The sequence below is a fragment of the Chryseobacterium sp. BGA-UO-ETr-SB22 genome (assembly GCF_059567885.1).
In genome coordinates this window covers 1,984,605-2,009,833 of the sequence record NZ_JCAQOV010000005.1, presented here as the reverse complement: position 1 = coordinate 2,009,833, position 25,229 = coordinate 1,984,605, and the positions used below count along the sequence as shown (strand labels likewise).

General features: G+C 31.7%; 16 protein-coding genes and 1 pseudogene. 11 read left to right on the top strand and 6 right to left on the bottom strand.

Going from position 1 to position 25,229, the window contains the following annotated elements; genetic code table 11:
* Positions 1-10 precede the first annotated feature (10 nt).
* Positions 11-1,399: a RagB/SusD family nutrient uptake outer membrane protein gene (locus AC57AW_RS16485; RefSeq protein WP_209784094.1), complete on the top strand. Its 1,389-nt coding sequence runs from the start codon at positions 11-13 to the stop codon at positions 1,397-1,399.
* Positions 1,399-3,837, top strand: a complete 2,439-nt coding sequence (locus tag AC57AW_RS16480) for an alpha/beta hydrolase family protein (protein ID WP_496352753.1) — start codon at positions 1,399-1,401, stop codon at positions 3,835-3,837. Before AC57AW_RS16485 ends, AC57AW_RS16480 begins: the two co-directional genes overlap by 1 nt.
* Before the next feature lie 29 nt (positions 3,838-3,866).
* Here the strand turns inward: AC57AW_RS16480 and AC57AW_RS16475 are convergent, their stop codons facing one another.
* The 3 genes from AC57AW_RS16475 to AC57AW_RS16465 form a co-directional block, all read right to left on the bottom strand.
* Positions 3,867-4,145, bottom strand: coding sequence for a DUF6520 family protein (locus AC57AW_RS16475; RefSeq protein ID WP_496352752.1), 279 nt, complete (start codon positions 4,143-4,145; stop codon positions 3,867-3,869).
* Positions 4,146-4,193: 48 nt separating this feature from the next.
* A complete protein-coding gene (locus AC57AW_RS16470) occupies positions 4,194-5,675 on the bottom strand; it encodes a MauE/DoxX family redox-associated membrane protein (protein ID WP_496352751.1) in 1,482 nt (493 codons plus the stop codon).
* Between the two features lie 179 nt (positions 5,676-5,854).
* Complete coding sequence (locus tag AC57AW_RS16465) at positions 5,855-6,082, bottom strand: hypothetical protein (RefSeq protein WP_496352750.1); 228 nt, start codon at positions 6,080-6,082, stop codon at positions 5,855-5,857.
* A 295-nt stretch (positions 6,083-6,377) separates the two neighbouring features.
* Between AC57AW_RS16465 and AC57AW_RS16460 the strand changes: the two genes are divergently transcribed.
* The 3 genes from AC57AW_RS16460 to AC57AW_RS16450 all read left to right on the top strand — a co-directional run bounded on the left by AC57AW_RS16460 (position 6,378) and on the right by AC57AW_RS16450 (position 9,400).
* Entirely contained in the window at positions 6,378-8,048 is a 1,671-nt protein-coding gene (locus AC57AW_RS16460; protein ID WP_496352749.1) for a helix-turn-helix domain-containing protein, read from the top strand.
* A 38-nt stretch (positions 8,049-8,086) separates the two neighbouring features.
* Positions 8,087-8,935, top strand: a complete 849-nt coding sequence (locus tag AC57AW_RS16455) for an RteC domain-containing protein (RefSeq protein ID WP_496352748.1) — start codon at positions 8,087-8,089, stop codon at positions 8,933-8,935.
* A 162-nt stretch (positions 8,936-9,097) separates the two neighbouring features.
* The gene (locus AC57AW_RS16450) at positions 9,098-9,400 is read left to right on the top strand and encodes a helix-turn-helix domain-containing protein (protein ID WP_496352747.1); all 303 of its coding nucleotides are present in this window, start codon (positions 9,098-9,100) and stop codon (positions 9,398-9,400) included.
* A gap of 64 nt (positions 9,401-9,464) precedes the next feature.
* On the opposite strand, the pseudogene AC57AW_RS16445 reads toward AC57AW_RS16450, so the two are convergent.
* From AC57AW_RS16445 to AC57AW_RS16435, 3 genes and pseudogenes are all read right to left on the bottom strand, one after another.
* Positions 9,465-9,566: pseudogene (locus AC57AW_RS16445) on the bottom strand (hypothetical protein); the annotation flags it as partial.
* 519 nt (positions 9,567-10,085) lie between these two features.
* A complete protein-coding gene (locus tag AC57AW_RS16440) occupies positions 10,086-10,565 on the bottom strand; it encodes a hypothetical protein (protein ID WP_496352746.1) in 480 nt (159 codons plus the stop codon).
* Positions 10,566-10,603: 38 nt separating this feature from the next.
* Positions 10,604-14,335 carry an nSTAND3 domain-containing NTPase gene (locus tag AC57AW_RS16435; protein ID WP_496352745.1) on the bottom strand — a complete coding sequence of 1,244 codons (3,732 nt, stop codon included), beginning with the start codon at positions 14,333-14,335 and terminating at the stop codon, positions 10,604-10,606.
* 341 nt (positions 14,336-14,676) lie between these two features.
* Here AC57AW_RS16435 and AC57AW_RS16430 point away from each other — a divergent pair, with 341 nt between their 5' ends.
* The 6 genes from AC57AW_RS16430 to AC57AW_RS16405 all read left to right on the top strand — a co-directional run bounded on the left by AC57AW_RS16430 (position 14,677) and on the right by AC57AW_RS16405 (position 24,851).
* Positions 14,677-15,495, top strand: coding sequence for a hypothetical protein (locus tag AC57AW_RS16430; protein ID WP_496352744.1), 819 nt, complete (start codon positions 14,677-14,679; stop codon positions 15,493-15,495).
* 30 nt (positions 15,496-15,525) lie between these two features.
* Positions 15,526-16,230 carry a hypothetical protein gene (locus AC57AW_RS16425; RefSeq protein ID WP_496352743.1) on the top strand — a complete coding sequence of 235 codons (705 nt, stop codon included), beginning with the start codon at positions 15,526-15,528 and terminating at the stop codon, positions 16,228-16,230.
* 179 nt (positions 16,231-16,409) lie between these two features.
* Positions 16,410-17,648, top strand: coding sequence for an ABC-three component system protein (locus tag AC57AW_RS16420; protein WP_496352742.1), 1,239 nt, complete (start codon positions 16,410-16,412; stop codon positions 17,646-17,648).
* Positions 17,641-18,111 carry a three component ABC system middle component gene (locus AC57AW_RS16415; protein WP_496352741.1) on the top strand — a complete coding sequence of 157 codons (471 nt, stop codon included), beginning with the start codon at positions 17,641-17,643 and terminating at the stop codon, positions 18,109-18,111. Before AC57AW_RS16420 ends, AC57AW_RS16415 begins: the two co-directional genes overlap by 8 nt.
* Positions 18,108-20,033 (top strand): DUF3732 domain-containing protein, encoded by a 1,926-nt coding sequence (locus AC57AW_RS16410; protein WP_496352740.1) that lies wholly within the window; start codon positions 18,108-18,110, stop codon positions 20,031-20,033. The genes AC57AW_RS16415 and AC57AW_RS16410 overlap by 4 nt, the downstream gene beginning before the upstream one ends.
* Before the next feature lie 483 nt (positions 20,034-20,516).
* A complete protein-coding gene (locus AC57AW_RS16405; protein ID WP_496352739.1) occupies positions 20,517-24,851 on the top strand; it encodes an NACHT domain-containing protein in 4,335 nt (1,444 codons plus the stop codon).
* The last annotated feature ends 378 nt before the right edge of the window (positions 24,852-25,229 follow it).

The following is a 25,229-nucleotide window of genomic DNA, read 5'->3' as shown; positions in this document are numbered from 1 at the left end:
ATCTTACAAAATGAAAAAGACTATTATAAATATAATTAAGTGTCTGTCATTGGGTATTGGGATGACTTGCTTTTTTTCATGTGAAAAATTTATTGACACAGACCTACCCACAAATCAAATAGGAACGTCTGAAGTATTCTCAGATGTATCGTCTGCAAATGCAGCTTTAGCAGGTTTATATGCCGAATTATGGAGCTCTTCAATGATTTCAGGTGATGTTACTGGTTCTGCAGCTATTCTTGGAACATATACAGACGATCTTACCTGCTACGCCCCTTATATTCAAAATGGGTTAGTCGATGTATATAACAACGTACAAATTCCAAGCAACACCATTGTTTATAATTTGTGGTCGAAAGCTTATAAACACATCTATTACGCAAATTCAATTATCAAAGGGGTTAAAGAATCTTCTTCAATTTCTCAAGTAAATAAAGACCGTTTAATAGGTGAGGCAACTGTCATACGGTCTCTGCTATATTATAACCTATCACAAATTTTTGATGAAGTGCCATATACGGACACTACGGATTACCAATACAATAGCCAGCTAAAGAAAATAAGCAAGATTCAACTCATGTCAAATCTTGAAAGTGATCTTCAAACAGTATTAAATGGTTTGAACGATCAATATGCGAATCAGGAAAGAATTTATGTCAATCGAAAGGTGGCAGAACTTCTATTAGCAAAGGTATTTTTAAGTCAGGAAAAATGGAATCAAGCAGAAAATCTGCTTTTTCAAATTACGCAGTCTCCTTTATATGTCTGGGAGACAGATTTGAGTAAAGTTTTCACGAAAACAGGGAAACATATTTTATGGCAGCTAAAACCTGCAAATTCAACAGATGCTACCAAAGAATATCTTCTCTATAATTTTACGACAAGCATACCAACATCTTTTTCATTATCGGATGCTTTAGTGAATTCCTTTGAACTAGGTGATCTACGAAAAACAGCTTGGATGCTTCCAATTGTAATCAATCAAAAAACCTATTTCCGTCCCATGAAGTATAGAAATCCCGCAAATTCTAATACCACTGAAAATTCAGTAATATTTAGAATCGAAGAAGTGTATTTATTATATGCTGAGAGTTTAGTGAATCAAAATAAAATATTGGAAGCTAAAATAATAGTAGATAAAATTAGGCAAAGAGCAGGATTGAATCCTTTACCAATAGGTCTTTCAAAACAGGAAATGATTAACAAAATTTTGGATGAGTCCAGATATGAGTTTTTTGCTGAAATGGGACATCGTTTTTTTGATCTTAAGCGTTTAAAAAAAATCGATATTCTTGCTTTATCTAAACCAAACTGGAAAAGTTTTCATAGTGCATTTCCAATTCCTGAAAAAGAAATGGTCATTAACCCTAATCTTAATCCGCAAAATCCGGGGTACTGATGGAAAAGTTGATGATATTCCTATTAATGTGTATATATCAATGGGCATATACACAAACGGAAAAAGATTCTATTCCCTATACAGAACAAAATAAAGCCTATGATATTCATTTGAAAAGTACATCAAAAGAAGGGAAATGGATAGCGTTTTTTAAAATGTATGATAACAACAGTGACAGTCTTTTCATAATAAATCGATCAAATCCAGACAGACAATACTGTAAAATAAAGGTTTTGGATCATAAATGGAGCGAAGATAAGCTGATTTTAAAATATGATAATCAAACAGAAATTTTTGATTATCTCAGTGGCAAGAATAAGATTTTACCCGCTTGCGAAAGCATTGGTACAATAGAACATGAAAATTTAGTTGTTCTAAAAACCTCAGACAACCTACTGATATATGATCTAAGCAGAGAAGAAATGATAGATCGTATTCATAATGTTATCAATGTCTTCTACGTAAACAACCGTATTTATCTGCAGATTAAAGAGAATAATAAATTTCACCTAATACAATGGAGTCAAAGGAAAAAAAATAAACTGTATTCCTCAAGAGATCAGATTTCAAACCTTGTGGGGGCACAGGTTAATTCATTTTTAATATTAAAAAAACAGAAGAATCAGTTGAATGATATTATATATTATAATACGAACCATCAATTGGAATATAAGTTTTCAGAGATTCAGCCACTACAGTTTAATTCGGCAACAGCGTATCAGAGAGCCGACGGAAGAATTGTGATTAATGCCGAAAAAGCTAAAGATAAAAAATCAACTGAAACACCGGAAATCTGGTTAACATCTGACAATAACCTTATTGAGAAATTTAAAAAGTCCGAAACAACAAAGTTTCTCTGGTCACCAGTAGAACAAAACGTCAAGGTAATGGGAACGGACAAGTTAAACAGGGTAGTGGATATTGGCAATAAGACTTATTTTTTAGCTTTTAGTTTTTCTGAATTACAGGACTATAGAGCTAAAAAAGTACCTGCAATAGTGTATCGTTATAATGCATCAAGTGATCAATATGATTATATTGATACAATAAGATCAAACGTCAATTATTCTCCTGATGGTAACTATCTTATTTATAGGGATGGACGAAAATGGAAATTGCTGGATGTGAATACAATGAAATATAAATATGTAGAAAATCTGAACTTTGAGAACGCTTATTTTACAGACGAGAATAATGTTTACTTTGATGGCCCTACAGGTATATGGAAATATAATAGTAAAGTAAGTAAAATTAAGCAAGTGTTCACAAATAATAAAGGCAGTTGTAAAATTTTAGATTTTAAGAATAAATCAAACTTTGCCAATTATCCTTTTGAGCTTTCATTTTATTCTAAAGTTATTAACGAACTTAACTATATATTCGAAGTGAATGACGAAGCGAGTTTTACAAAATCTATATTTGAAAAATATGCTGACAAGTATTATCAAATAACTGATTTTACCACATCTAAAATGATTTATCAGAAGACAGATAAGGCAAAAAATGCTTATTTATTTAGTGAAGAAAATTATAATATACCCAAACGGATTATTGATTTAAGTAGAGCATCCCCTAAAAAAGTACTTTTTCAATCTAATGCTAACGATAAGGATCAATCAAAAATGAAAGTGGAAACTATTAAATACAAAAATAGGGAAGGGGTAGAGCTCAAAGGTATTTTATATTATCCTTTAGAGGTTGAAGCAGGAAAGAAGTACCCTATGGTAGTACATGTTTATCAAATTCAGAGCGATAAAATTAATGAATATCCTCTTTTTTTAGAAAACAGTGTAGATGTGGGGTTCAGCATCAGGAGGCTTATTGAAAAAGGATATTTTGTCTATATGCCGGATATTGTTTTTGATAAAAAAGGAACTGGAATTGCAGCATTGGATTGTGTTAATAAATCAATAGATGCTTTGAAAAATAATCAGTTGATTGACTTTAGTAAGATGGGCTTAACTGGACATTCGCATGGGGGATATATTACCAATTTTATTGCGACGCATTCAAATCGATTCGCAACGTATGTGTCAGGGGCTGGTAATAGCGATATTGTTAGATCTTATTTCTCACTAAATGAATATTTTGTTAGCCCTTTTTACTGGCAGTTTGAAAATGGACAATATGAAATGAATACTCCGTTTGTAAAAAACAAAGATCTATATTTCAAAAATAATCCAATATATTATGTTGAAAACGTGTCAAAACCAATTCTATTATGGACAGGAAAAAAGGATTTAAATATAGAATGGGGACAAATCATGGAATTTTATATAGGACTAAAAAGAAATAATAAAAATGCAACAGTCTTGGTTTATCCAGACGAAGGACATACCATTGTTTCTAAAAGTGCGGCTAAAGATCTTCATGATAAAGTTTTACAATGGTTCGGTTATTATTTGAAAGGAGAAAGAAAAGCAGAATGGATTAATTAAAAAAGGATGCCCACAGGCATCCTTCTTTTTTAATTTCTGTGCAGTGTTACTCCGCATTCAGTTTCACTTAAGAACTGCTGCATAACTTTGGGTGAACCACCAATCAACTCGGTACAAACGGGTCCGCTGGTAGGGTTGCAATCAACTTCTCCTACAAAGATACATTTCTCATTAGGAGCTGATGCATCAAAGTAATAGGCTGTTTCACTTACTTTTTTTTCTGTTTTTGCCTTATTAGTAGCAAAAGCACTTCCGACACCAAATACTAAAATGGCTACGGGAACTAGAATGGTTTTAAGATTTTTCATAATAATAAAGTATTAAGATGTGCCTACAATTAATTCAGGTTTTCGGCATTACCTGTGAAGCTGTTCAAGTATCGGTTGCGCAAAATGATACTTGACAATTTCATTTCCAATTAAAATGTATAAGTACTTACCATCAATAAACATATCCTTCAGTTTTTCACCATGGCGATTCGGTACCAAAAAACTTCCGGAATAATACTGCTGATCCGTCTTATAAATATCAATGATGTTTGCTTTGTTCCATTGCAAAATTCCGTCATGAATTGCTTTGGAATTTGAATTAATAAACAAAAGCTTATCTGAAATGATTGCATTTTTTACGGACTGCTGTAAAGGATTTTTGATTTTCGTAGTTCCATCAGAAAGCTTAAAAGTTTCCATACTTTGCTCCTTTTTGAAGCTGATTAATCTAAATTTGTTATGCTTACCTAATGTATTGCTAAATGAAATAAATTCATTTTTATAATAATATACATAAACAAAAGATTTGTTTTCTAAATCGGATATAAGTAATCCATCATTTTCTATGTAACCTTTATTTTCTGTTCCAAGAAGATCATAATGAAGATTCATTAGATGATTGTTGTAATCTCCAATGATAAAGGTTTTGTATTTTGAACTCTGTGATCTAAATAAAAAAGAATTATTTGAAGTTGCATGCAGTTGATCAAAATACATTTCATCAAAACTTACAATACGCAATGAATCGGTTTTCTCTAAGCTTCCTCTATAAATAATTGGTACAGTCCCATCATAGATATAATAATTTGGAGATTGCCAAATCACTTTAAGGCTTTTAAAAGGATGAGTCTTTGTGTTTAAAGGAATTCTAAATTTTGAAAAACCCTTAAGGTCTTTTCTTACAATCGTAATGTTTAAAGGAGCTGTGCTATTTCCTAAATAAACATTACTATCATCCTGCCCGGCAAAGTAAAAAGAGTTATATTTGAGATCAAGTGATACTTCATTTTCTATCGCATGGGGGATATATCTACGTGTAAAATTATTATTTATTCTTAGCTGCTTTTCTGATTGAAGGTATAACATAAATACACTGAAAGAGCTTAAGATGATGATTGTAAAAATTAAAAAAGTATAATATAATAGCTTTATTTTTCTACTAGTCTCAACAAGAATAACGGTAATAATTAAGACCAATACACAAACTATATTAAAATACAAATGCTGTCTCCAATTCATATTTTCAAGAATTCCTCCACAGGAACAGGGTACAAATTCACTGTATTCAAGAATTAAATAAATATAAACGGTAAAAGCAGACATAATACCTAATGAAGCATATAGTCCGATTAATCTGCTTTTTTGAAAAATAAGTGCTGCAACAATAATCAGTTCTAATATAATGACCAGATATGATATTGTTCCTGCATATGTACTAAGCAAAGGTGATTGAGCAATTTGAATCTGAAAATTTTCAAAATCCAATATTTTGCTTACACTAGCGTATATAAAAAGCAAAATAAAAAAATATACAGCTGCATTGATTATTAGTTTTGTTATGTTTTTCATATCAATATTAACATTTATATAATAATATCCATGATACTTTCATTCCGCCATAATAGGGCATCTTGTTTTTTTGAAGTATAAGCATGGTTGTAGTGTATTTACCAATTACTTTCCACATACCGCTAATAGGACATTCTGTACCTGACTGAATAATTGTTTCTTTATTATCCATAAGTAAACTAATTAGATACTTTCCAATTGTCCCGATCTTTAGGTGGATCGGTTTCTGTAATCTCTATTTCTTTCTCTTGACTGGTGCTGTCTGATTTCGAAGAAATTGTATAATGATTTTCCTCTGTTGCAAGTTTTGGGATTTCATTGTGATCTAGAATTTCTTCTGATTGACATGACTGTGCAGTAATGACTAATAAAATAGTTGCGAGAATATAGATTGTTTTAATGTTCATGATTTGGGATTTAAAAGTTGATTAATCCCGGCCGGTGTTAGGTGTTACTGTTAGAATTCTGAAGCGAAATTAGAGAGCTAAACCTTCGAAAAAAAAAGTTTAAAGACCTGATTTATAAACTGAAAATGCTTTTTTTATAAATCAGGTCAGACTGTTTTTATATAGCAATGTTCTGATATTCAGCTATTAAATATCTTTTATAAGGTTTTTTAATTCCCTGCTTTTGGAAATTACTTTAAGCTCTGTTCATTTTGCTTAATTTTATGTCAGAATTACCAGATAATAATAATTTACTATGAAAACTATTTTTGGCTTGAATAGAATGTCAATCATTCTGCTTTTTTTTTGTGTTTTTTTCAAGGCAACTGATTTCGAGAAATTAAGAGCGGCTTACGATAATTTTGCAGAGAATGATGAGAGAGGATTGGAATTTGTTGATTTATATATTAAGCAAGCTAAAGCTGAAAATAATTTCAAAGAATTATCTCAGGCTTATCGAGATGCAACAAGCTTTTCAGAAAATAAAAAACTTCTATATGCAGACAGTATAATATGGGCAGCTCAGCAATCAAAAAATCTTGATGTTATTGGAAATGCATATTTGACAAAAGGAAGTGTTTATTATTTTACTTACAGAAAATATCAAAAAGCCCTTGATGAATATCTTAGAGCATGGGGATATCTGAAAAATTCCAATAATTCATATTTACATTATAAGAATTTATATCATATTGGATTGGTAAAGAGTTACTTAGGGTATTATGAAGAAGCATTTCAAATTTTTTCAAAATGTAGATCATATTATCTGGTATATAAACTTAATGATAATTTACCCAATTTAAAATATAATACTAAAAAAGGCTATTTAAACAGTGTTAATCAAATGGCTATTTGCTTATTCCATCAAAATAAATTAACAGAGGTATCAGAACTTATTGAAGAAGGGATGAGAGAATCTGCAAATGACTTGAATTTTGATATAGAAAGAAGCTATTTTTATAAATTAAGAGGAGTCTTAAATTTTATTAAAAAAAATGATAAAACGGCATTGTCCGATTTTAATATTGCCTTAATAGGAATAGAGAAAAAACGGGACTTTACAAATACTTCACTAATTTACTTTCTGAAAGGGAAAATTTTTCTGAGAAATAATCAAGTAGGAGAAGGATATGTCAATTTGAAGAAAATAGATTCTATATTTGTAGAACACAGATTTGTTTTACCGGGAGTCAGGGAAGCTTATGAATTACTTATAGATTATTGTAGAGATACAAAAAATGCCGAAGATGAACTCTATTACACTAAGCAACTTTTAAGTTTTGATAAAATACTATCTACAGATTTCAAATATTTATCAGGAAAAATTTATAAGGGGTATGACACAGAGGATTTAATTCGTTCAAAAGAAAAATTAGAGTCATCATCATTGTTTGGTTATATTTTAGCCGGAGCTACAATAACGACATGTATTTTATTTTCAGGTGCTAAATATTACCAACTCAAACGAAAAAAAACAAATACTGAAAATAAAAAAGCTTCATCAATTGATCCACTATACCTTTATGAGAAAGATAAATTACCACAGAAGCTATCTAAGCTCACGGATAAAGTTGTAAATGATATATTGAATAAATTAGAAATCATGGAGGGAAATAAATTCTATTTAGAAAAGGGGTTAACACAAAATCAACTTGCTAAAAGATTAAAAACGAATACGACTTACTTATCTGGTATTATTAATGAATACAAAGGTTCAAATTTCAATACATATATTAATCTTTTAAGAGTGGAGTATGCTAAACAAATGCTCACATCAAACAACGAATGGAGGAAGTATTCAATAGAAACCATAGCAAAAGAATGTGGATTTACGAATAGATCTAATTTTTCTAAAATATTTATAGAAGTTGTAGGTGTTAATCCAGTTGAATTTGTGGAAAAAATCCAGATGAATCGTAGTGAGTAGCCAGCTTCCTATTTAATTCGTATTTTTTAATAAAAAATATGGATAACAACTTATTTATTAAACAATGTAAAATAAAATTAAGTGCTTTAGAAAAAAAACTGAATCTCATTGAATCAAAGTTTGAAAATGAGAAAATTGATTTGTGCGAAACAGCATTAATGGAAATTGATATTCCTGTTAGGGAAATTAAAACTTTATTAGCTGGGTACAAATTTGAAGCCCTTGCCGAAGAAATTTATTTCTTTAAAATAATTAAGCCTCAATTTATTTCTAAGTTCATTTATTATTCTAAATTACTTTCAATAGAAGTGGCAATTCCTAATGCAGGAAAAACCGTACTTAAAGAATATTTTGAATGTGAACTTCTGACCCTTAAAACTTTTTATGATCAATACACTGATTTTTATGAATATTATCGTCGCAAAGCAACTTTTCTTGACAACAAATACTTTGTGAGGAATCAGTTTGATCTTAAAACAAAGCTTGAAACTGGGCTTTATGACTACGATGAAAAGTTTGCAACTTCTCATGATCATATAGTATCACAGATCATAGCCAACGATTTACTTGAAAAATATCTACTGAAAGCAATCACTAATATTGATGGATATACTTTTAAAACAACGGAAGACAAGCTAATTCTATCATGGTCTTCTTCAAAGTCCTCATTGGTTGAACTTCTTTATGCTTTATACAGTTCACATGCTTTTAATGGTGGAAACATTGAGTTTTCTGAAATTGTTAGGTATACCGAGAAAACCCTAAATATTGATCTTGGAAATTTCTACAAAACATTGCATGAAATCAGAAATCGGAAAACTAATAAAAACAAATTTTTACAACTTTTAAACGAAAATTTAAGTAATAAGCTATTAGAAGACGATTAAAAAAAGCTATAAAAATGATACTTATTTTTTATAGTAAATTTTTTTAGAAAGACAATCTCTCTATTTATTATCTTTCAGAGAAAATCTTTCGGTAGTACGAAGAACTACCGAGAGATTCTTATATTTTTTTTAAAACTTTGTCGTAACCATAAAACAAAAATCATGAATATTGATAAAGCAGAATTTCTTTCATGGATGGACAGAATTATGACAAGATTCGATATCTTAAGTGAAAAAGTAAAAGAAAATCAAAATGGATTACGGAGTATTGATGGAGAACAATTATTAGATAATCAAGATGTTCTACAGTTACTAAAAATCAGTTCCAGGACTCTCCAGCGATATCGTTCAGAAGAAAGGTTATCATACTACACTATCAGCGGTAAGCTTTACTATAAGCTTTCAGATGTTCATCAATTAATTAGAAACAGCTTTAAATCTTCAAGGAAAGGCAATGACTTATGAGTTTTTAAATTTTACGATTATTTTTTAGATTTTCAATTTTTGACAAAAGCTCTTCATAGTGTATCTAAGAATGACATTCTGGACATACCGACAGTAAATCTTCTAATTTTTCCTTAAAAATATTGTCATAAGTTAAATGATGAACATGTAAAGCAGGTTCTTTCCTACATCGTTGACAAAGATTATTATCTCGGTCAAAAACTTGTTTTCTTTTTAATTTTCATTCTTGTGATTCTAAATATTCATGATACTTTCCTCGCGGAGATGATAAGTAATTTGAATATGACACTGATTCATAGGCAAGATTCTTATCATTACTTATATTATTTCTCCATTGATCATAATAATCCAAGTAAAATTCTCCACGGATTTCAATGTCTTTTGTATATTTTAAAGGGAAATTTCTCTTGGTTCCTCCACAATTTTTACATTGATCATAAAGCCTGAAATTTGGAGAAAATGAACTGTCATTTACAACAATTTGTACGGATCACGACAACATTCATCAAACCTAACAATTTTTTGATATTGGCATTCTTTACATAGAACAATATTATGAAACTCTGTTTCATAATATTGTTCTAGCAGTCCATTTTTACATCTCCTACAATTCATTCTAAATATACTGATCTATTACCATTCCTTCTATAATCTCTTTAATACTTTTGAGACTTGACCTATTCTCTTATATACCCTGTTTGAGAACAGCATTGTCGAATAGTTTAATTAGATTTCCAACAGCGGCAACATCTTCGAAATGTATCGCAACAGGAATTATTTTATATCCTAAAAAATAAGCAGTTTTAGCTCGATGACGACCATCTTCGAATTCAATTTTTTTCTCAAATGCGTTGAAATGTATTTTTGGTGGATCAAGATATTCTCTATTGACCCAATGTTGTATGATTCTATATACTCTATGATTATTATTACTTTTAATATTTTCAGGGAGGAATAACGATGTCATATTTACCTCTTTAAAATCTGAATTTTTAATCAATTCGTCGGTTCTGGTAAAATGTATTTTAAAAATACCCTCTTCCGGATGTAAATCGGAAGCTTGTATAGAAGAAATGTTTTCATTGACTGCCCAGTAAGGCTTAGGTGCTAATAATATTACTTCTTCAACCGTTTTTAGTAAGAATGGTCTGATTGGATCTGTCATAATCAAAGGTAATAATTCTATCTAGAATAATTTTACCACTAATGTCTTCCCAAAAAACTTCTTTTTCTTTCCCACTCTGCATATTCAAGATGATGATCGATTTTATCATTTATATGACGTTTAATAGGAAGCAGAGGGATACTTAAAGATGACCTTCCCACGATGGATAATATATTTCTCCATTCGGCAGCGTTGATGTCCCCAAATATTACATCACCTCTTACTACGGACCCTCCATTACCTATCCAGTATATCTTTTCAAATAACTTTACATCTTGTGTAAAGGTTAGGAATAACAAGATTATTTGCTCAAATAATTCTTGGAATGAATGTCTGACAATATTAATCAACAGATTCATACAATCGGGATTTTCATAATTATCAATACAATACTTTCTCAAAAAAGTAGCAGCTCTTTCACGATGTAGGATATCTATATTCTCAAAAAATACATTGCAATCATGTTTTCCAATTGCAATAAGATAGCTTTCTTTAGAAGCGAAATGGTCTAAGGTCTTAGATAATGAGTACTCAATATCTTTAATTTGCCATATAAGCTTTAGTTTTTTATTATTTCCTGAATTCTTGTTATTATCATCTTTATAAAAGTAGTCAGTGAAATCGGTGAGAAAGCGTGTATCATGTTGCAGAATGTTCAAAAATATTTTACCATTATAATCATAAAGCCTATGAATTTTACTTTGCTGAATAAATAGCTTTTTGACTAATTCTAAATCATTATTTATTAACTCCAGACTTTCTTCAAGAAAGTCTGTGTCAAGTATAATTTCCACGTTTTCTGACTCGTTTTTCACTGTAATAATATTTAAAAGCTTGTGGAAAATTGTAGAGTCTATTCTCAAAAACTTGTGCAAGTATTCAAAGTAGATGTTGGTTCTCTCATTTATCTTTCTAATACTATTAATAAGTTTTTTAACGTAGAAATTGTTAATCAATGAATCATCTAAATAATAGAAGTAAGATAATTCCCAAGATGCTTGATGTAGATATTTCTCTTTGGTTATTACATTCCAAAGAGAAACGCTCTCTTTTTCATTTTTAAGATTATTTTGAAAAATCTTTATTGGTATGTAACCTTCTGAGTTATCATCTTTAATAACTTCCACTAAAAGAGCAAGGCCGAGCTCTTTACTATGTTTGTAGTTTTCATCGACCACAAAATCCAAAGATTTATCATATTCGTAGTCATTTGCTGCTTGATCTTTTAAATATTTGAAAGTATTATAAAACTTAGTTACTTCTGATACATTACAAAATACAAATGAAGATCGAATTTCTTTTTCTTTTAATCGATCATATTCGCGATAATCTTCGTAATCATATCTTTCCTTGTCTCTAATTCTGTCCCAGTCTAATTTTAGATATGCTTTGTAAATATCATTAGTGTATTTATTCAATAGTTTACTGAATGCATCATTCTTGATTTTATGTTTTTTCCATAATCTGACTTGATTTTGAACATACCTACAATCTACAAATGACTCTGATCGCAAATGTTGTTCAATAATTTGAATAACAAAGGGCATATCAAACGTCATCAAATCTTTTGATATACCAGGATAAGGCTCTTCAAAATTTAGTAGTAAGCTTAAGGCTGGTTTAGGATAACGACTGAAATACTGATTAAATGTACTCCATATACTTTCTCTAAGGTCTTGTATTTTCTTATCATTTGGTGTACGGTAGATATGACTGGTAACAATATTCTTATGAAATCCATGAGATGTAAATTCAATTTTTAAAAATGTTTTTGACAACTCAAAAAACGCTGCAGCAAAAATGGTTTTATTTTTTTGTACGTTTTCAATCAGGAGTTCAAAAAGGATACTCTGTCTTAAAAAATCAATTGATTCATCCTCTCTATCAAAACCAATTACCTCTACTATTTTGTGAATAAGCTCAGAAAGGTGTTGTGGTTTCTTTTTAGCATACTCGAAACCTAATTCTAAAGATTCTTTAAGATAATGTGTATTACGAAAAAAATGACCAAGAAGCTTTATTATTTTATTTTGATTGTATACAAAATCATTTGGTTCATAGCTTACATTATATTGATCTAGTTCAAGATTTTGCAGTGGTTGAAGTGTTAGGTAGATATATTCAAGGGTTTGATTTTGAAGATAAAACCAAAAAGAGGACAAAAAATTTATCGCTTTTTCCTCTTCAGTGTTTTTAACTTTATTCCAGTATTTAACTAGTGAATCATATAATTTCTGCTTTACTTGATTATGATTAAACATATTGTTAGCAGATATTACATTTTCATCAAACCTTTTTTGATGAGATTCAAAGTAGTTGTCAACCAAAATTTCAAAAGATAATAACTTGTCTTTTACAAATGTTCTATAAAAAAAATAAATCGCAAGATTTTGTTCAGCTATTTTGACATGATTATGTTGGATCTCGACGAGTTCTAATCTGTCAAGTTTTTCTATAGCATGAAAAAAATCTGAATAATCGATATTAAAATGATTGAGGATTGATTCTGTTATTTCTCTATCATGAAAAGGAATTGTGTGAAAGAAGGCTATTATGCCTAAGCATTTAATGTTAAAATCATTCGAGAACTCTCTATTGTCTTTTATAAATGTGCCAAAATACATTTCAAACAACCCAGAAATATCATTTAACACATTAATATCTTTATTAGCAACTGCCAACTGTGTTGCCATTATTGCGATTCTTGGGTTTCCATTAGCAATGTTAACGATAGTGTATAGATAATCGTGGTTCGTAATATTAAAAGGTTCAGTTTTAATAATATCTGTGATTTGTTCATCACTTAATTTTTGTAGATGTAATATGTGAGGTAAAAAGTCAGTACATAGAAGTTTAAGATTTTCATAAGCGTAGTCGCGGACTGTGCAAATAATTTTTAAATTCCCCTTTCTTATGACTCTATTAAAACCTAAGATTTGGTTAAAAGCATCAATTCGATTTGCATCATCTACAAAAAGTATATAGTCTTTGTCACCATTAAAATACTGATTTAAATCGTCTAATAATGAATGATGCTTATAAGAAATACAGAAAGATTGGTATGAGGGATTTTCCTTAACAAAGTTTTTGATGCTTTCTAATACTAATTTTGTTTTACCAACACCCGGAGCTCCAGTTAAAATAATAAAGTCATGCCTTAATAAATCGGTTTTCAGTGAGTGCAGCTCTGATTCTCGATGTAAGAATGGGTTATCTAGAGGAGTTGCTATACTTTTAGAAGCTTTATTGTATTCATTTATGAATACATCCATTGATACAATCTGTCCAGTATCTAACATAATACCAAGGTAGCGGCTAGCCAGATCTCTATGCTGCAAGTGGAGTTCCATAGCTAACGAATCTAAAGTGTTAACCGTGAGGTTGATATTTGTGTGCTCAAGAACTTTGCTTAACTTTTCAATTTCATTCGTCTTCAGTTTAAAGTTTACACATAAAATAATTTCTTCTATTTTTTCAGGACTAATTGTAGTTTTGGAATGATCGATACAATTCGAAATATCTTTTATCAATTTATTGACCCCTTCTGAAATGTTTGTTGAATATTCTACAAAAAGATATTTTCCATTTGGAAGAAGCAATAAAGTGTCAGGGGTTCCTTTGATTGTTTTTTGTTTACCCAGCTGGCTTCCCGTTCTTGAAAAGGCTCTATATTTTTGATTTTTTCTCAGAAGAAAACTGTCACAAAGTTCTTGAAATACAGTTTCGTTGATTTCTTTTAACGCATTTTCGATCGACTGTAGCCTGCTCATTAGGTTTAAATTTGATAATTGCTAGGGAATTTAGCAAATTTAGAAATCAAATGTAAAAATTTTGATAATAATATACTTTAGTTTGGCTTGCAGAGAAATATTTTTGTGAGGCCACCTAAGAAAGATCATTAAAGTATATTTTAATATCAATAAAGAAAATCTGAAGATTACGGTAAACCGTATTTTTTAAATTTGTAATAATTGTATCTTTAAAAGATTTACAAAAATTAATTATTATTTGGGATTTGAGACCTATGAGAAAATGGGTGAAAGTATAGCTTTTTAGAAGTTATCGATTTTAACTCAAGTATAAATGTGCTAAAATAAAAGGATGATTTATTATGTTCACAACCATACCCCGACAAGAAATTGAAGACAGGATAAAGGAGATCGAAAATGATGAAGGTGCTCCAATAAAGTTTTTAAAAAGACTATCGAACACTCACGAAATTACATTAAATACTAAAGATTGGTTTGAGTCGGCTGAGAACTATTGGGAGAAAAAAGCAAAGAAAAAATTAATTATTCCCATAGCAATTGACAAGAAATATTTGTCACGAACATTACTTATAGTTGATTTTCTGGCCAAACTTATTGAATTTAGAGGCCATCATTTTGATTTTGACATTAATGATCAAAACATTATTAATATTTTAGATCGAGAAATTCATTTAAGCATTCGAAATGTAGGAAAGTATGTTAATAATGATGATAGTAAGTACGCTTCAAGAGATTTTGTGAGGACAGAATTATTGTGTGTGCAAATGTATGAAGATACATGGAATCGTAAAGAATGGAAAGACACACCATATTCTGCCATTGAAGAAAAATTAATTCGTGTTGTGGCATATATTGAACTTTATGCGAAGTATTCTAATGAATATCATTTAGAGCTAAAAGAAAGCTGGAGGAGACAGGCAATTATCAGAGAGCAGGAGAAAGAGAAACAAAAGAAGATTGAAGAGGAAAAAAGGGAGATTGAAAAATTGATCATCGATGCACAGAACTTTGATAAATCACAACAAATATTAAATTATCTAAATGAAAGGAAAAGATACCTTCTTGAAAACAATTTGTACACAGAAAATCAAGAGAAATATTATGAATGGGGAGTAAGTCAATGTAATTTGTTAAACCCATTGTTTAAAATTGAAAAGTAGGTTGGATTAATATGCATTATTGAATTAAATATGACTGATAAAGAATATTTGGACTCTACCTCAACGGTGGGTATCTATTTAGAAGTACTTTTAGGAATTTTAAGATATGTACCGGTTAAAAATTTTTCTGGTGAGGATGAATATCAAAGTAAATTAACAAAAGTGCTAAAATTTGAAAAGAATTATGATCCGGACTTATTCAGAGCTTGTATAGATTTATTAGAGGATTCACAATATGCTATCGACGAAGTTTTTAAAAATGGATTAATTACTGAATCTAATTCCCACGGGGAACAATATTTAAGACTTTACGGAGTATTGAATGCGTACTACCTTCAATTGGGAGCTATTACTGATCTACTAAGATTGTTTAATATTGCTGGACAAAAACAAATTAGAGCTGATCTGAAATCTGCAAAAATTATTGAACTTAGAAATAAACTAGGGTCCCATACAACCAGCTATCTACAAGCTGGCGAAGATGAAGAACCTAATTTTTATAGATTAGCAATGACAAGCATTGATAAATGGGGTAGTAATTTAAGTCTAATAGGAAGAAAAAAAGAAATTGAAGAGGTAGATCTTATAGCTACTATGAAACAGTTTACGAGACGAGTTGAAGGTATTCTTGATAAAATTGTGCATAAGGAATTGTCTAGAAGACAATTTAAGAAAGGGCACTTCGAATGGCTGAAATTAAGATATGATTATCTTCAGCAGGAAAGGATAAAATGAAATATTCGGAATATACGGTTTTCCGTATTTTCAAGAAGCTATTTTAATCTAGATTTGATTATGAAGAAATAGAATTTTTGTATAAAATTTTTTCAAAAACTTAGTATATTAGAAGTCTAATAAGAAATTATTAACCATGATTTTTAGCTTAATTTTAGACCATTTTAATTTTAATAAAAATGGATGAGACTCCACATAGTGCCGTTGGGTCTGCATTGGGATATTACTATCAGGCGATTTATGCACTGATTTTTTTATTTGATGCAGATGAAAACGCAAGTGTCGGAATAGAGACACTTGATGATGTTACAATTACTAATGGCGAAAAAAAAGAATTACATCAGCTGAAGCATTCTATTCAAGAAAATCCCAAAATATCATTAAAAAGTGATAGTCTTTGGCGTACTCTGCGAATTTGGAGCGATTATGCAGCCTCCGAATCTATCGATGAAGTTGTATTCACGTTGTCAACGGTTGCTCAATTCGAAGATGGTAATCCTCTTTCAGTATTAACTACTGTAGGAAGTGACCGCAGTTTCTTAATCACGTTGCTCATTGAGGAAGCAAATCGTGTGCTGAAAGCGAGAGAAAATGCAGTAATTTACAATAGCACTCTTTCGTTAGGAAGTAAGAGTAGGGTATTACCATTTGAAATACGTTTTAAAGGATGTGAGGCTTTTATGAAATTGCCACCTATGAAACAACAGAGATTGCTTTCGAAAATTATTCTTAATCCAGGCTGTTTTACAATAGATCAAGCTAAAAAAGAAGTTGCTGGAAGGCTGAAGTATACTGTTATGTCAGAGAATATAGATGTGATTGCAAAATATACTCTCGCGTGGTGGGATCGTGAAGCTGTTGAATCTTTAACAGGAGAAAGAAGTAGACAAATATCAAAATCAGAGTTGTTGGAATTTATTAGTAAGAAGAATGCTGAGCTTTATAAGACCCCTTTTACTAATGATTTAGAAGATATGGAACTTCCTGCTGTTATTAATCCAGACCCCATTCATTGTAAACAGTTGGAGATCATCGAGGCTACAGAGTCGCAAAAGCGAAGATCTTACAAGACAGAAATGAAAGCGAGAATTCAACGGGATATTTGGATGAATAATACAATTTCAACAGTTCGAAAATTAGATGTTTACGACCAGACTTTGATAGAAGAATGGTCATATATTTTTGATGAACACTGTTCTGATTCAATGAACTTAACGGAGGAAGAGATTAAGAAAAAAGGGAGAGAATTATTGGAGTGGTCTCATAAAGAAGCACATTTACAAATTACCCCAATTGTTAATACTTATATTAATCCAGATCTTATTAGAGGAAGTTATCAAATGTTATCTAGTGTTCTAAAAATAGGTTGGCATGTAAATTATAAAAAATTGATAACAAAGAAAGATGAAGATGAATAGTATTGATATTTTTGCAAATACGAATCCCGCATTTTGTTCAGTCATTCTGTATAACTTTTGCAAAGGATATTTTGCTGTAAAAGAAAAACCTATACCTTTTCCATTGATAATTCTGCCACTACCCATAATATTATCTGGTGATTTACAAACGACCTTTGAATCTACAAATATAAAGACCGGATTTTTAACCTGGGTTAAAAATAATCCAAATTTGGTGATAGGATTAACGAGAAGAATAGAAGATACTTATGAAATCACTAAACCTGCCTTAGAATATGGTGTCTCCAGAAAGATTTTAGCAGTAAATGATAATGGGGAGTTACTTCCTACGAATAATTTGATAAAGAGTCCAAATAATGATTTGATAGAAAATTATTTTAAGTTTTCAGCTCGTCTAGGGGCATGGACTGGAGAAGTTCAATCAGTAAAAACAATTTTTAATCATTTAGGTATTAGATTATGAGTAGATGGAATATTACGCATTTAGTTTTCTACAGTAAGCACGGTGAAATTCGCAGTATCGAATTTAATAAAGGAGTAACCATTATTACAGGTGGATCTGCCACGGGTAAATCTGCAATTATTGATTCAATTGATTATTGCCTTGGTTCTAGCTCTTCGCGCATCGCCAGTTTTATAACCGAACGAATAACTCATGTAGGTTGTAAATGGAAAAACAGAGAAAGTGAATTTTATGTAGCAAGAGAAGTTACGAAAACGGGTAAATCTTCTTCTAGAATGTTTATTGATTATGGAACAGAAATAGAGATTCCTAATCGCTGGCAAGATTTAAAGGGAGCAGGTAATAAAGATAGTATAAAAATTGTTCTAGAACATTTATTTGGAATTACTGAAGAAATATCTCCGGACGTCACTTCAAGCAAAATTTCAGTACGTTATATAACTCCTTTTATATTTCTAGATAAAGAGGTAATTGATAGTCGAAATACATTAATGCATCACTTGGATGACAGAATATTTACAAAAAGTTTTACTGAAGCATTACCTTATTTTTTAGGAGCAATGGATGAAGAAGAGCTAGATGCGATGAAACGGCAGTCTTTGCTCATTAAAGCAATAGATTCTGAGGAAAAAAGAAAACTTCAATTTGAGAATAATCAAAGTAAGATATATGAAGATGGTTTTTTACTGCTGAACGAAGCTCGACAATTTAAGATAGTTCCTGAAAATGAAATCCCTATCACAAGAGAGGAATTATTTAATGTTTTGAAAAAGGTAACATTGGATGACAACACAATGTTTGTATACGAGGATGCTGCAATATTAGAGAACCAGCTAGCTAAAAAGGGAGAAATTTTATCTAGATTAAATGAGCTAAAAAGAATGAAAAGGTTGGCGAAGGCCACTGAAGAAGTGACCAGTGACTTTTCACTGGTACTAGATAATCAACTAGCAAAACTGGATGTTCAGAAATTTTTTAATCACTCTGAAAGCAACTGTCCGATCTGTAATTCTGAAATGCTCAGTCCAACCCAGCAGTCAAAGAGAATCTATGAGTCTATATCTATTTTGGAGAATGAACGTGCTATCGTAAGCAAACATAAACCTAATGTATCAAAGTATTTAAAAGAACTTGACCAAAAAATTTATTTGGAGAATAATGAATTAAAAAAAGTAGAAACTTCTATAACTAGTTTAATTAAAGAGTCTGAAGTTATTACGTCTAGATTACATGAATTCCAACAAGCTGCTAGAGTAGTGGGTCGTATCTCTTATTATTTAGAAAATCAATCTGGAGTTCAGTACTATAATATGGAAAAATATGAAAATTATAAAGCAGAACTTGATAATATTGGATTGTTTTATGGTAAAAGTGAGAGAGCTGAAAAAATAGAGATAGCACAGCGAAAAATTTCGGACTATGCAACTAAAAATTTGGAAGATTTACCTAAGGGACCCCCTTGTGATGATGCCCGTATTGACTTCTTTTTAAAAGGACCTAAAATTATAATTACTGATAAAGATCAAAAGTCACTTGATTTTGCTAGTGTTGGGTCTGATGAAAATTATTTAAGTATACACTTAGCCTTAGCCTTTGCTTTTCAGAAGTTCTTGGGTAAACGTAAAGCTTCAGTGCCTGCGGTTTTGATATTGGATCAAGTAAGCCGCCCATATTATTCTAATAGTGATGAAGAAAGAGATGTTAGAGATGAGAATACTTATAGAGACGATGATAGGTTGGCTCTCGCTAAACACTTTGATTTTATTTTTAATCAGGTTGAAAATGATGAAGATTTACAAGTAATTGTGTTAGAGCATGCATATCTTGGAAGTAATAAAAAGTTTAGGGATGCTACGAAATATAAATGGCCAAAAAGTGGTACTGAAAAATTAATTCCTTCTTCCTGGCCAAAAATAGTATAAAAGCTATCTATTAGATTTCATTTAAAAACTTTATGAAATATAATAAAATACAATAAATTATTTCAACTCAATCTAAATTTAGTATTCGACTTGATATTAGCTAAAATTATGAATATGATTATTTGAAATGATCAAAATACTGATTTAACATTAAGTTTTGTATAGCGGTTAACATATTTCTTTTGCAAGGTATAATTCTGAAATTTTACATAGCGCTTCTACAAAAGTGCTCGTAAAATGAACCTTTGTTCCTTAAGGAGATAATTGTTAAAGCTTGTCTAGTATTTTGTGTTTGCATTCTGTCGTTTTTCAGCTTATTTATGCCAGAGTGTTTACGGTTGGATCATTAAGGTTTATTCCTTAGAGTGGTATAAGGAAAGATATTATTTTTATCTTGTTGAATTGAAAAAATTAAAATTCGCTCATAGGTTATCATACAAAAGGAGCCATACTGATACTGGTATTTAGTGGTTAACAATTTAGATGAAGAAATTTTTGAAACGAATAATAACTAATAATGACCTAGCTAACATGTTAAGCATAAATAAAATAGACTTTACAAAATTTAAATCATATGACGGAAAAACAACCAAGTGTTTTGAGCATTTTTGCTATCAATTAGCCCAAAAAGAATATGGGCATCTTGGAACATTTACACCAATTGATGGTAGTGGTGGTGACGGCGGAGTAGAGTTTTACTTAAAACTTCACAACGGTGAAAAGTGGGGTTGGCAGTGTAAATTTTTCGGCGATACGGGAAGGTTAAACACCGCAAACAGGAAAACGCAAGTTGGTAATTCCTTGGAAACCGCCTGTAGAAACCATTCCGATTTGACAAAATGGATTCTGTGTCTTAAGACAGATTTGACCGAGGATAGCACGTCGAAGACAGGCGTCGTTACCAAAGGTGAATTAGACTGGTTTCGAAATACGTTGCCATCCAAAATACCTGCGGAACAAAACGTAGAACTGGTATATTGGGGAGAATCAACATTTATAAACTTCCTAATGTCCCCGAAGAACATTGGTATCCGAAGTTTCTTTTTTGGGGAACTGGAATTTAACCAGGATTGGTTCGACCAGAAATTCAGGGAAAACTTTGAAAAAGTAAAAGGTAAATATGACCCGGAGCTGCATTCAATAGACAGGTTTACACAATCAATAATTGACTTCTTTTTATTTGATTCAAATTATAAAAAGCAAACAAATATTCTTAAAGAAGAATTGCTTGGAAAATCAAATGAAATTGACATCGCATTGCACGATTTTCGAAATAAAAGAATGATTGGCTCCATAGAAGAAATGCAGAGAGAAAGTTATTTTCTGGCATGCCAAGAGTTTAAAAGCCATGTGGATTTTATTTTTGAGAGAATTGATTTTATTGCATCTTGTTTTGTTAATGGCACAAGAGAACTCTTGTCAACTTTCAAATTAAATGAATTAGAGGAGCATTTTGTTGCATTTTTTGGAAAAATCGACGATTGGGATTTTAAAGAAGAGTCTAGGATTTCCAAGGATGTCTCTGATATTTTGTACTTAATCTCTGGCTTTAAAGAAACTTACAATCGCTTTTTCAGAAACTATTTCCACAAAAAGCAAAGAGAACTTCATTTTATTGCGGATGCGGCAAAGGGGAAAACCCATGTTTCTTGTGATATTGCCTACAGGAAAATAGCCGGTTCAATGCCAGCTATTTTCATTACCGGAGATAAATTTATCAACGAAACAAGCATAACAGAAGCATTGATGAAAATTCTCGATATACCAAAAGAATTTACATTTGACGATTTTTTGCAAGCCCTTGATGTTTATGCTATGATGCTGAACGTCCAAATTCCGCTGGTTATTGACGGTTTGAACGAAACCACTGCAAACCGCTTGTTTTCGCCTATATGGGAAGCCCATTTGCCAGGGTTTGTTTCAAGTGTTTTACAGACAAAAAATCTGGTGGTTGTTACCACGTGTAGGAATTCTTATGTGAACAGGATCTGGAGCGACTCTACAAAAGAAACATTTCACTATTTGCATGGATTTGAGGACTATGAAACAATACGTGAGGCGGTACATAAATACTTTACCAAATATAGATTGAAAGCGGATTTGTTTTTTGCGTCCCTTGAAAAATTCAATGATCCCATATTTCTGAAAATATTCTGTGAGATCAAAAATCCCAACTGGGAAACTTCTGGTGAAGTTGCAGTCAATATAGAGGAAGAATCACACTATGACGTATTCAATACTTATTTAAGCCAAGTCAACAAAAGAGTAACGAGCAACAATCCCATTTTAAGAGCCAATGAACAATTCATAGCTGACGCGCTTAAAAAAATATCAACCTATCTATGGAACAATGACCTGAGAGAAATACCTGCCGGAGATTTTTACAGTTTGATTGACGGGACATCCCAATACGAAAAAGACAGATCAAGGGCGGATATATTAATCAGTGAAGGCTTGGTTATGACCCGTGACATGCGTGACAGCAGTGAATACATAAGTTTTACTTATGATATTCTTGCAGGATATATGATTGGAGAGGGTTTGATAAACAAATACGATGACCTTTCTTATTTTACAAGTGAAGCATTTATTCAAAAAATATTGGATGGAGAGAGGCAGCATCCCTTTTTTGAGGATATAGTCTCTGCATTGTGTCTGCTCTTGCCACAACTAAAGCAAACCAGGTTTTATGAATTAATTAAGGACAGTGGGCTGCAGCAGTCCACATCTCCCAATCATGCAAGGTTTGCCGACGACATTTTTAGTGAATCTGTTTCATCGCTTTTTGTCCTGCCAGGAAAAGTTGTAAAGGAAAACGACATCACTCTGGTTACTGATCTTTTTTGTAATGCAAATGAAAACAAGCCAATATTCTTTAGCCTTTCTCTTAAAACGATTGGTGATGTAGACCATCCGTTGAATGCTGTTTTCTTTTCGGAATTATTGGCTGGTCTAAAAATGAACGAAAGGGATATTACTTGGTCAGAGTATGTTAGAGAGAGAGGTTATGAGCTTGAAAAGTTTATTTCAGCATTTGAAACACAGTGCAGGTCTACAGTAGACGAATCAGAAATTGTTTCCCAAAAGCAGCATACAATATCAAAGATGGTTGTGTGGTTTCTCACCAGCACAGATAGGAGTTTAAGAGACCAAGCTACAAAAGCGCTTTACTTTTATGGACGGAAGTTTCCAGAGAAATTCGCAGCCTTAGTGTTTGATTCAATGCAATATAATGACCCTTACGTATGGGAAAGGATGCTGGCTGCCTTATATGGAGTTACTATGGCAGAACATAATTCGCATAAATCAGGTAGTTTCAGAAACGAGGTCTTAGCAGGATTGGCAAAAACGATTTACAATCTTGTTTTTAAGGAAGATGCACCTCACGGAACCACACATATTTTGGCAAGAGATTATGCCAGGCGGACTATTGAAATTGGATTGATACATTTTCCAGATTTATTATCTGAACAGGAAATCGAAAATATAAGGCCTCCCTATTTTTTCGGCGGGATTAGGAATCTCGGTGAGTTTGATTATGAAACACATGATTTTGGCTACTTCGGGCCAATCAGAATGGATTTCAGTAACTATACAATCGGAAGAATTGTAGTAAATGGCCATTCCTACGGTAATCCGCCGGAAAAAATTAAAGTTAGAAAACAGATCTACTGGCGTATTTATGACTTGGGGTGGAACGAAGATTTGTTCAAGGATGCCGAAAAAGCACTAGGCGAGGGCTATTCATACGATAGGGGCAGAACCGGACAGGCCTCTGTTGAGCGTTATGGTAAAAAATATTCATGGATTGCATTTTATGAAAATGCAGGATTAAGAAGCGACTTGGGTTTGCTCGAAAAGGACGAGGATAGACCTCGGATGTCTGATGTGGATATTGACCCAAGTTTTCCGGAAAAACTGGAAGACAGTTTGTTTTTTACCCATGACCTTTTGGGCGATAGGGAAATGTCACTCGTTGACTGGTATGAAAATGGAGATAACCCTTTCATACAAGAATATTTGACCATAAAAGATTTGAAAGGAAATGCGGGAGACTGGATCTGTTTAGATGCCAATATAAGCCAAGAAGATATGTCTGCCGAAAGAAGCCGTTCCTCATTTATTCGCGGACTTATAGTTAAAGAAGAAGATTTTTCAGATGTACTGGAGTATTTTCAAAATGAAAGTTCTACAAACGAGTTACTGGGAAAAAGAGAAAATTACTATACTTTTGCTGGAGAGTTATACTATTGCTCTGATGCTACGGGCGATAACACAACAATATTAAGTTTTGAAACTGAAAGGAAAAAAATAAAAATAAAAAAAGACGAGGAAGGTTATTATCCATCAGTATTCTTTGAAAACAAAAACTTTAGGACTGAATTTCCGAATGAAATTGAAAGGGAAGTTATTGAGTATATAGAATTTGAGGTCTTAGTTCCGACAATGGAATACAATTGGGAAAATAACCACAGCGTTGTTAACAAGGCAGGGCATACCACGATAGTAGGAAAAGAAATTGCTAATCATTTGGGCTTAATAAATCAACCGCAAACATTTGACCTGGTTGACAGTGACGGGAAGCTTGCTTCAATAAATATAGAGTTTCATAAAGATTATAACGACCGTCATAATTTTGTCTATATACGGAAAGAACTGTTAGATAAGTATCTTTTAGAGACGAATTCCAAATTTATCTCCGTTATTTGGAGTGAGCGGGACGTTAGTTTCAAAACGGAGGGAAGAAGACAACAGTTCTTTAAAGAGCATCCGTATAAAAAACGACAGATTATTCAGAATGTCATAGAATATTTATAGATCCGATAAAGGACATATAGTTATTTTATTTGTAAAATAGCTATGAACTTCTAAAAATAAAGTGTTCAAAAGCTGAAAAAGCAATAGGGATTCGAAGATGGATGTTGAGAGATGCATCATGATTTTGGAAGATAATGTAAAAAACGGAAGATTTCTTTCTCTCCTCAAACTAAAGAACATGCCAGCGACCATTTAAAGTTAAGTTACGCCCCAAACCGGCGGATTGATCTAGATGCGGTGAATGAGGTTGTCAGATCATTGGCAATGTCATCCAGTTTTAAATAAGCATGTACAAAAAACGATACAAATGGGAAGTAAAAAATACGGGGTCCTATATAATGGAATGGATAAAGTATAGGTAATAACCTTCTAAAATGA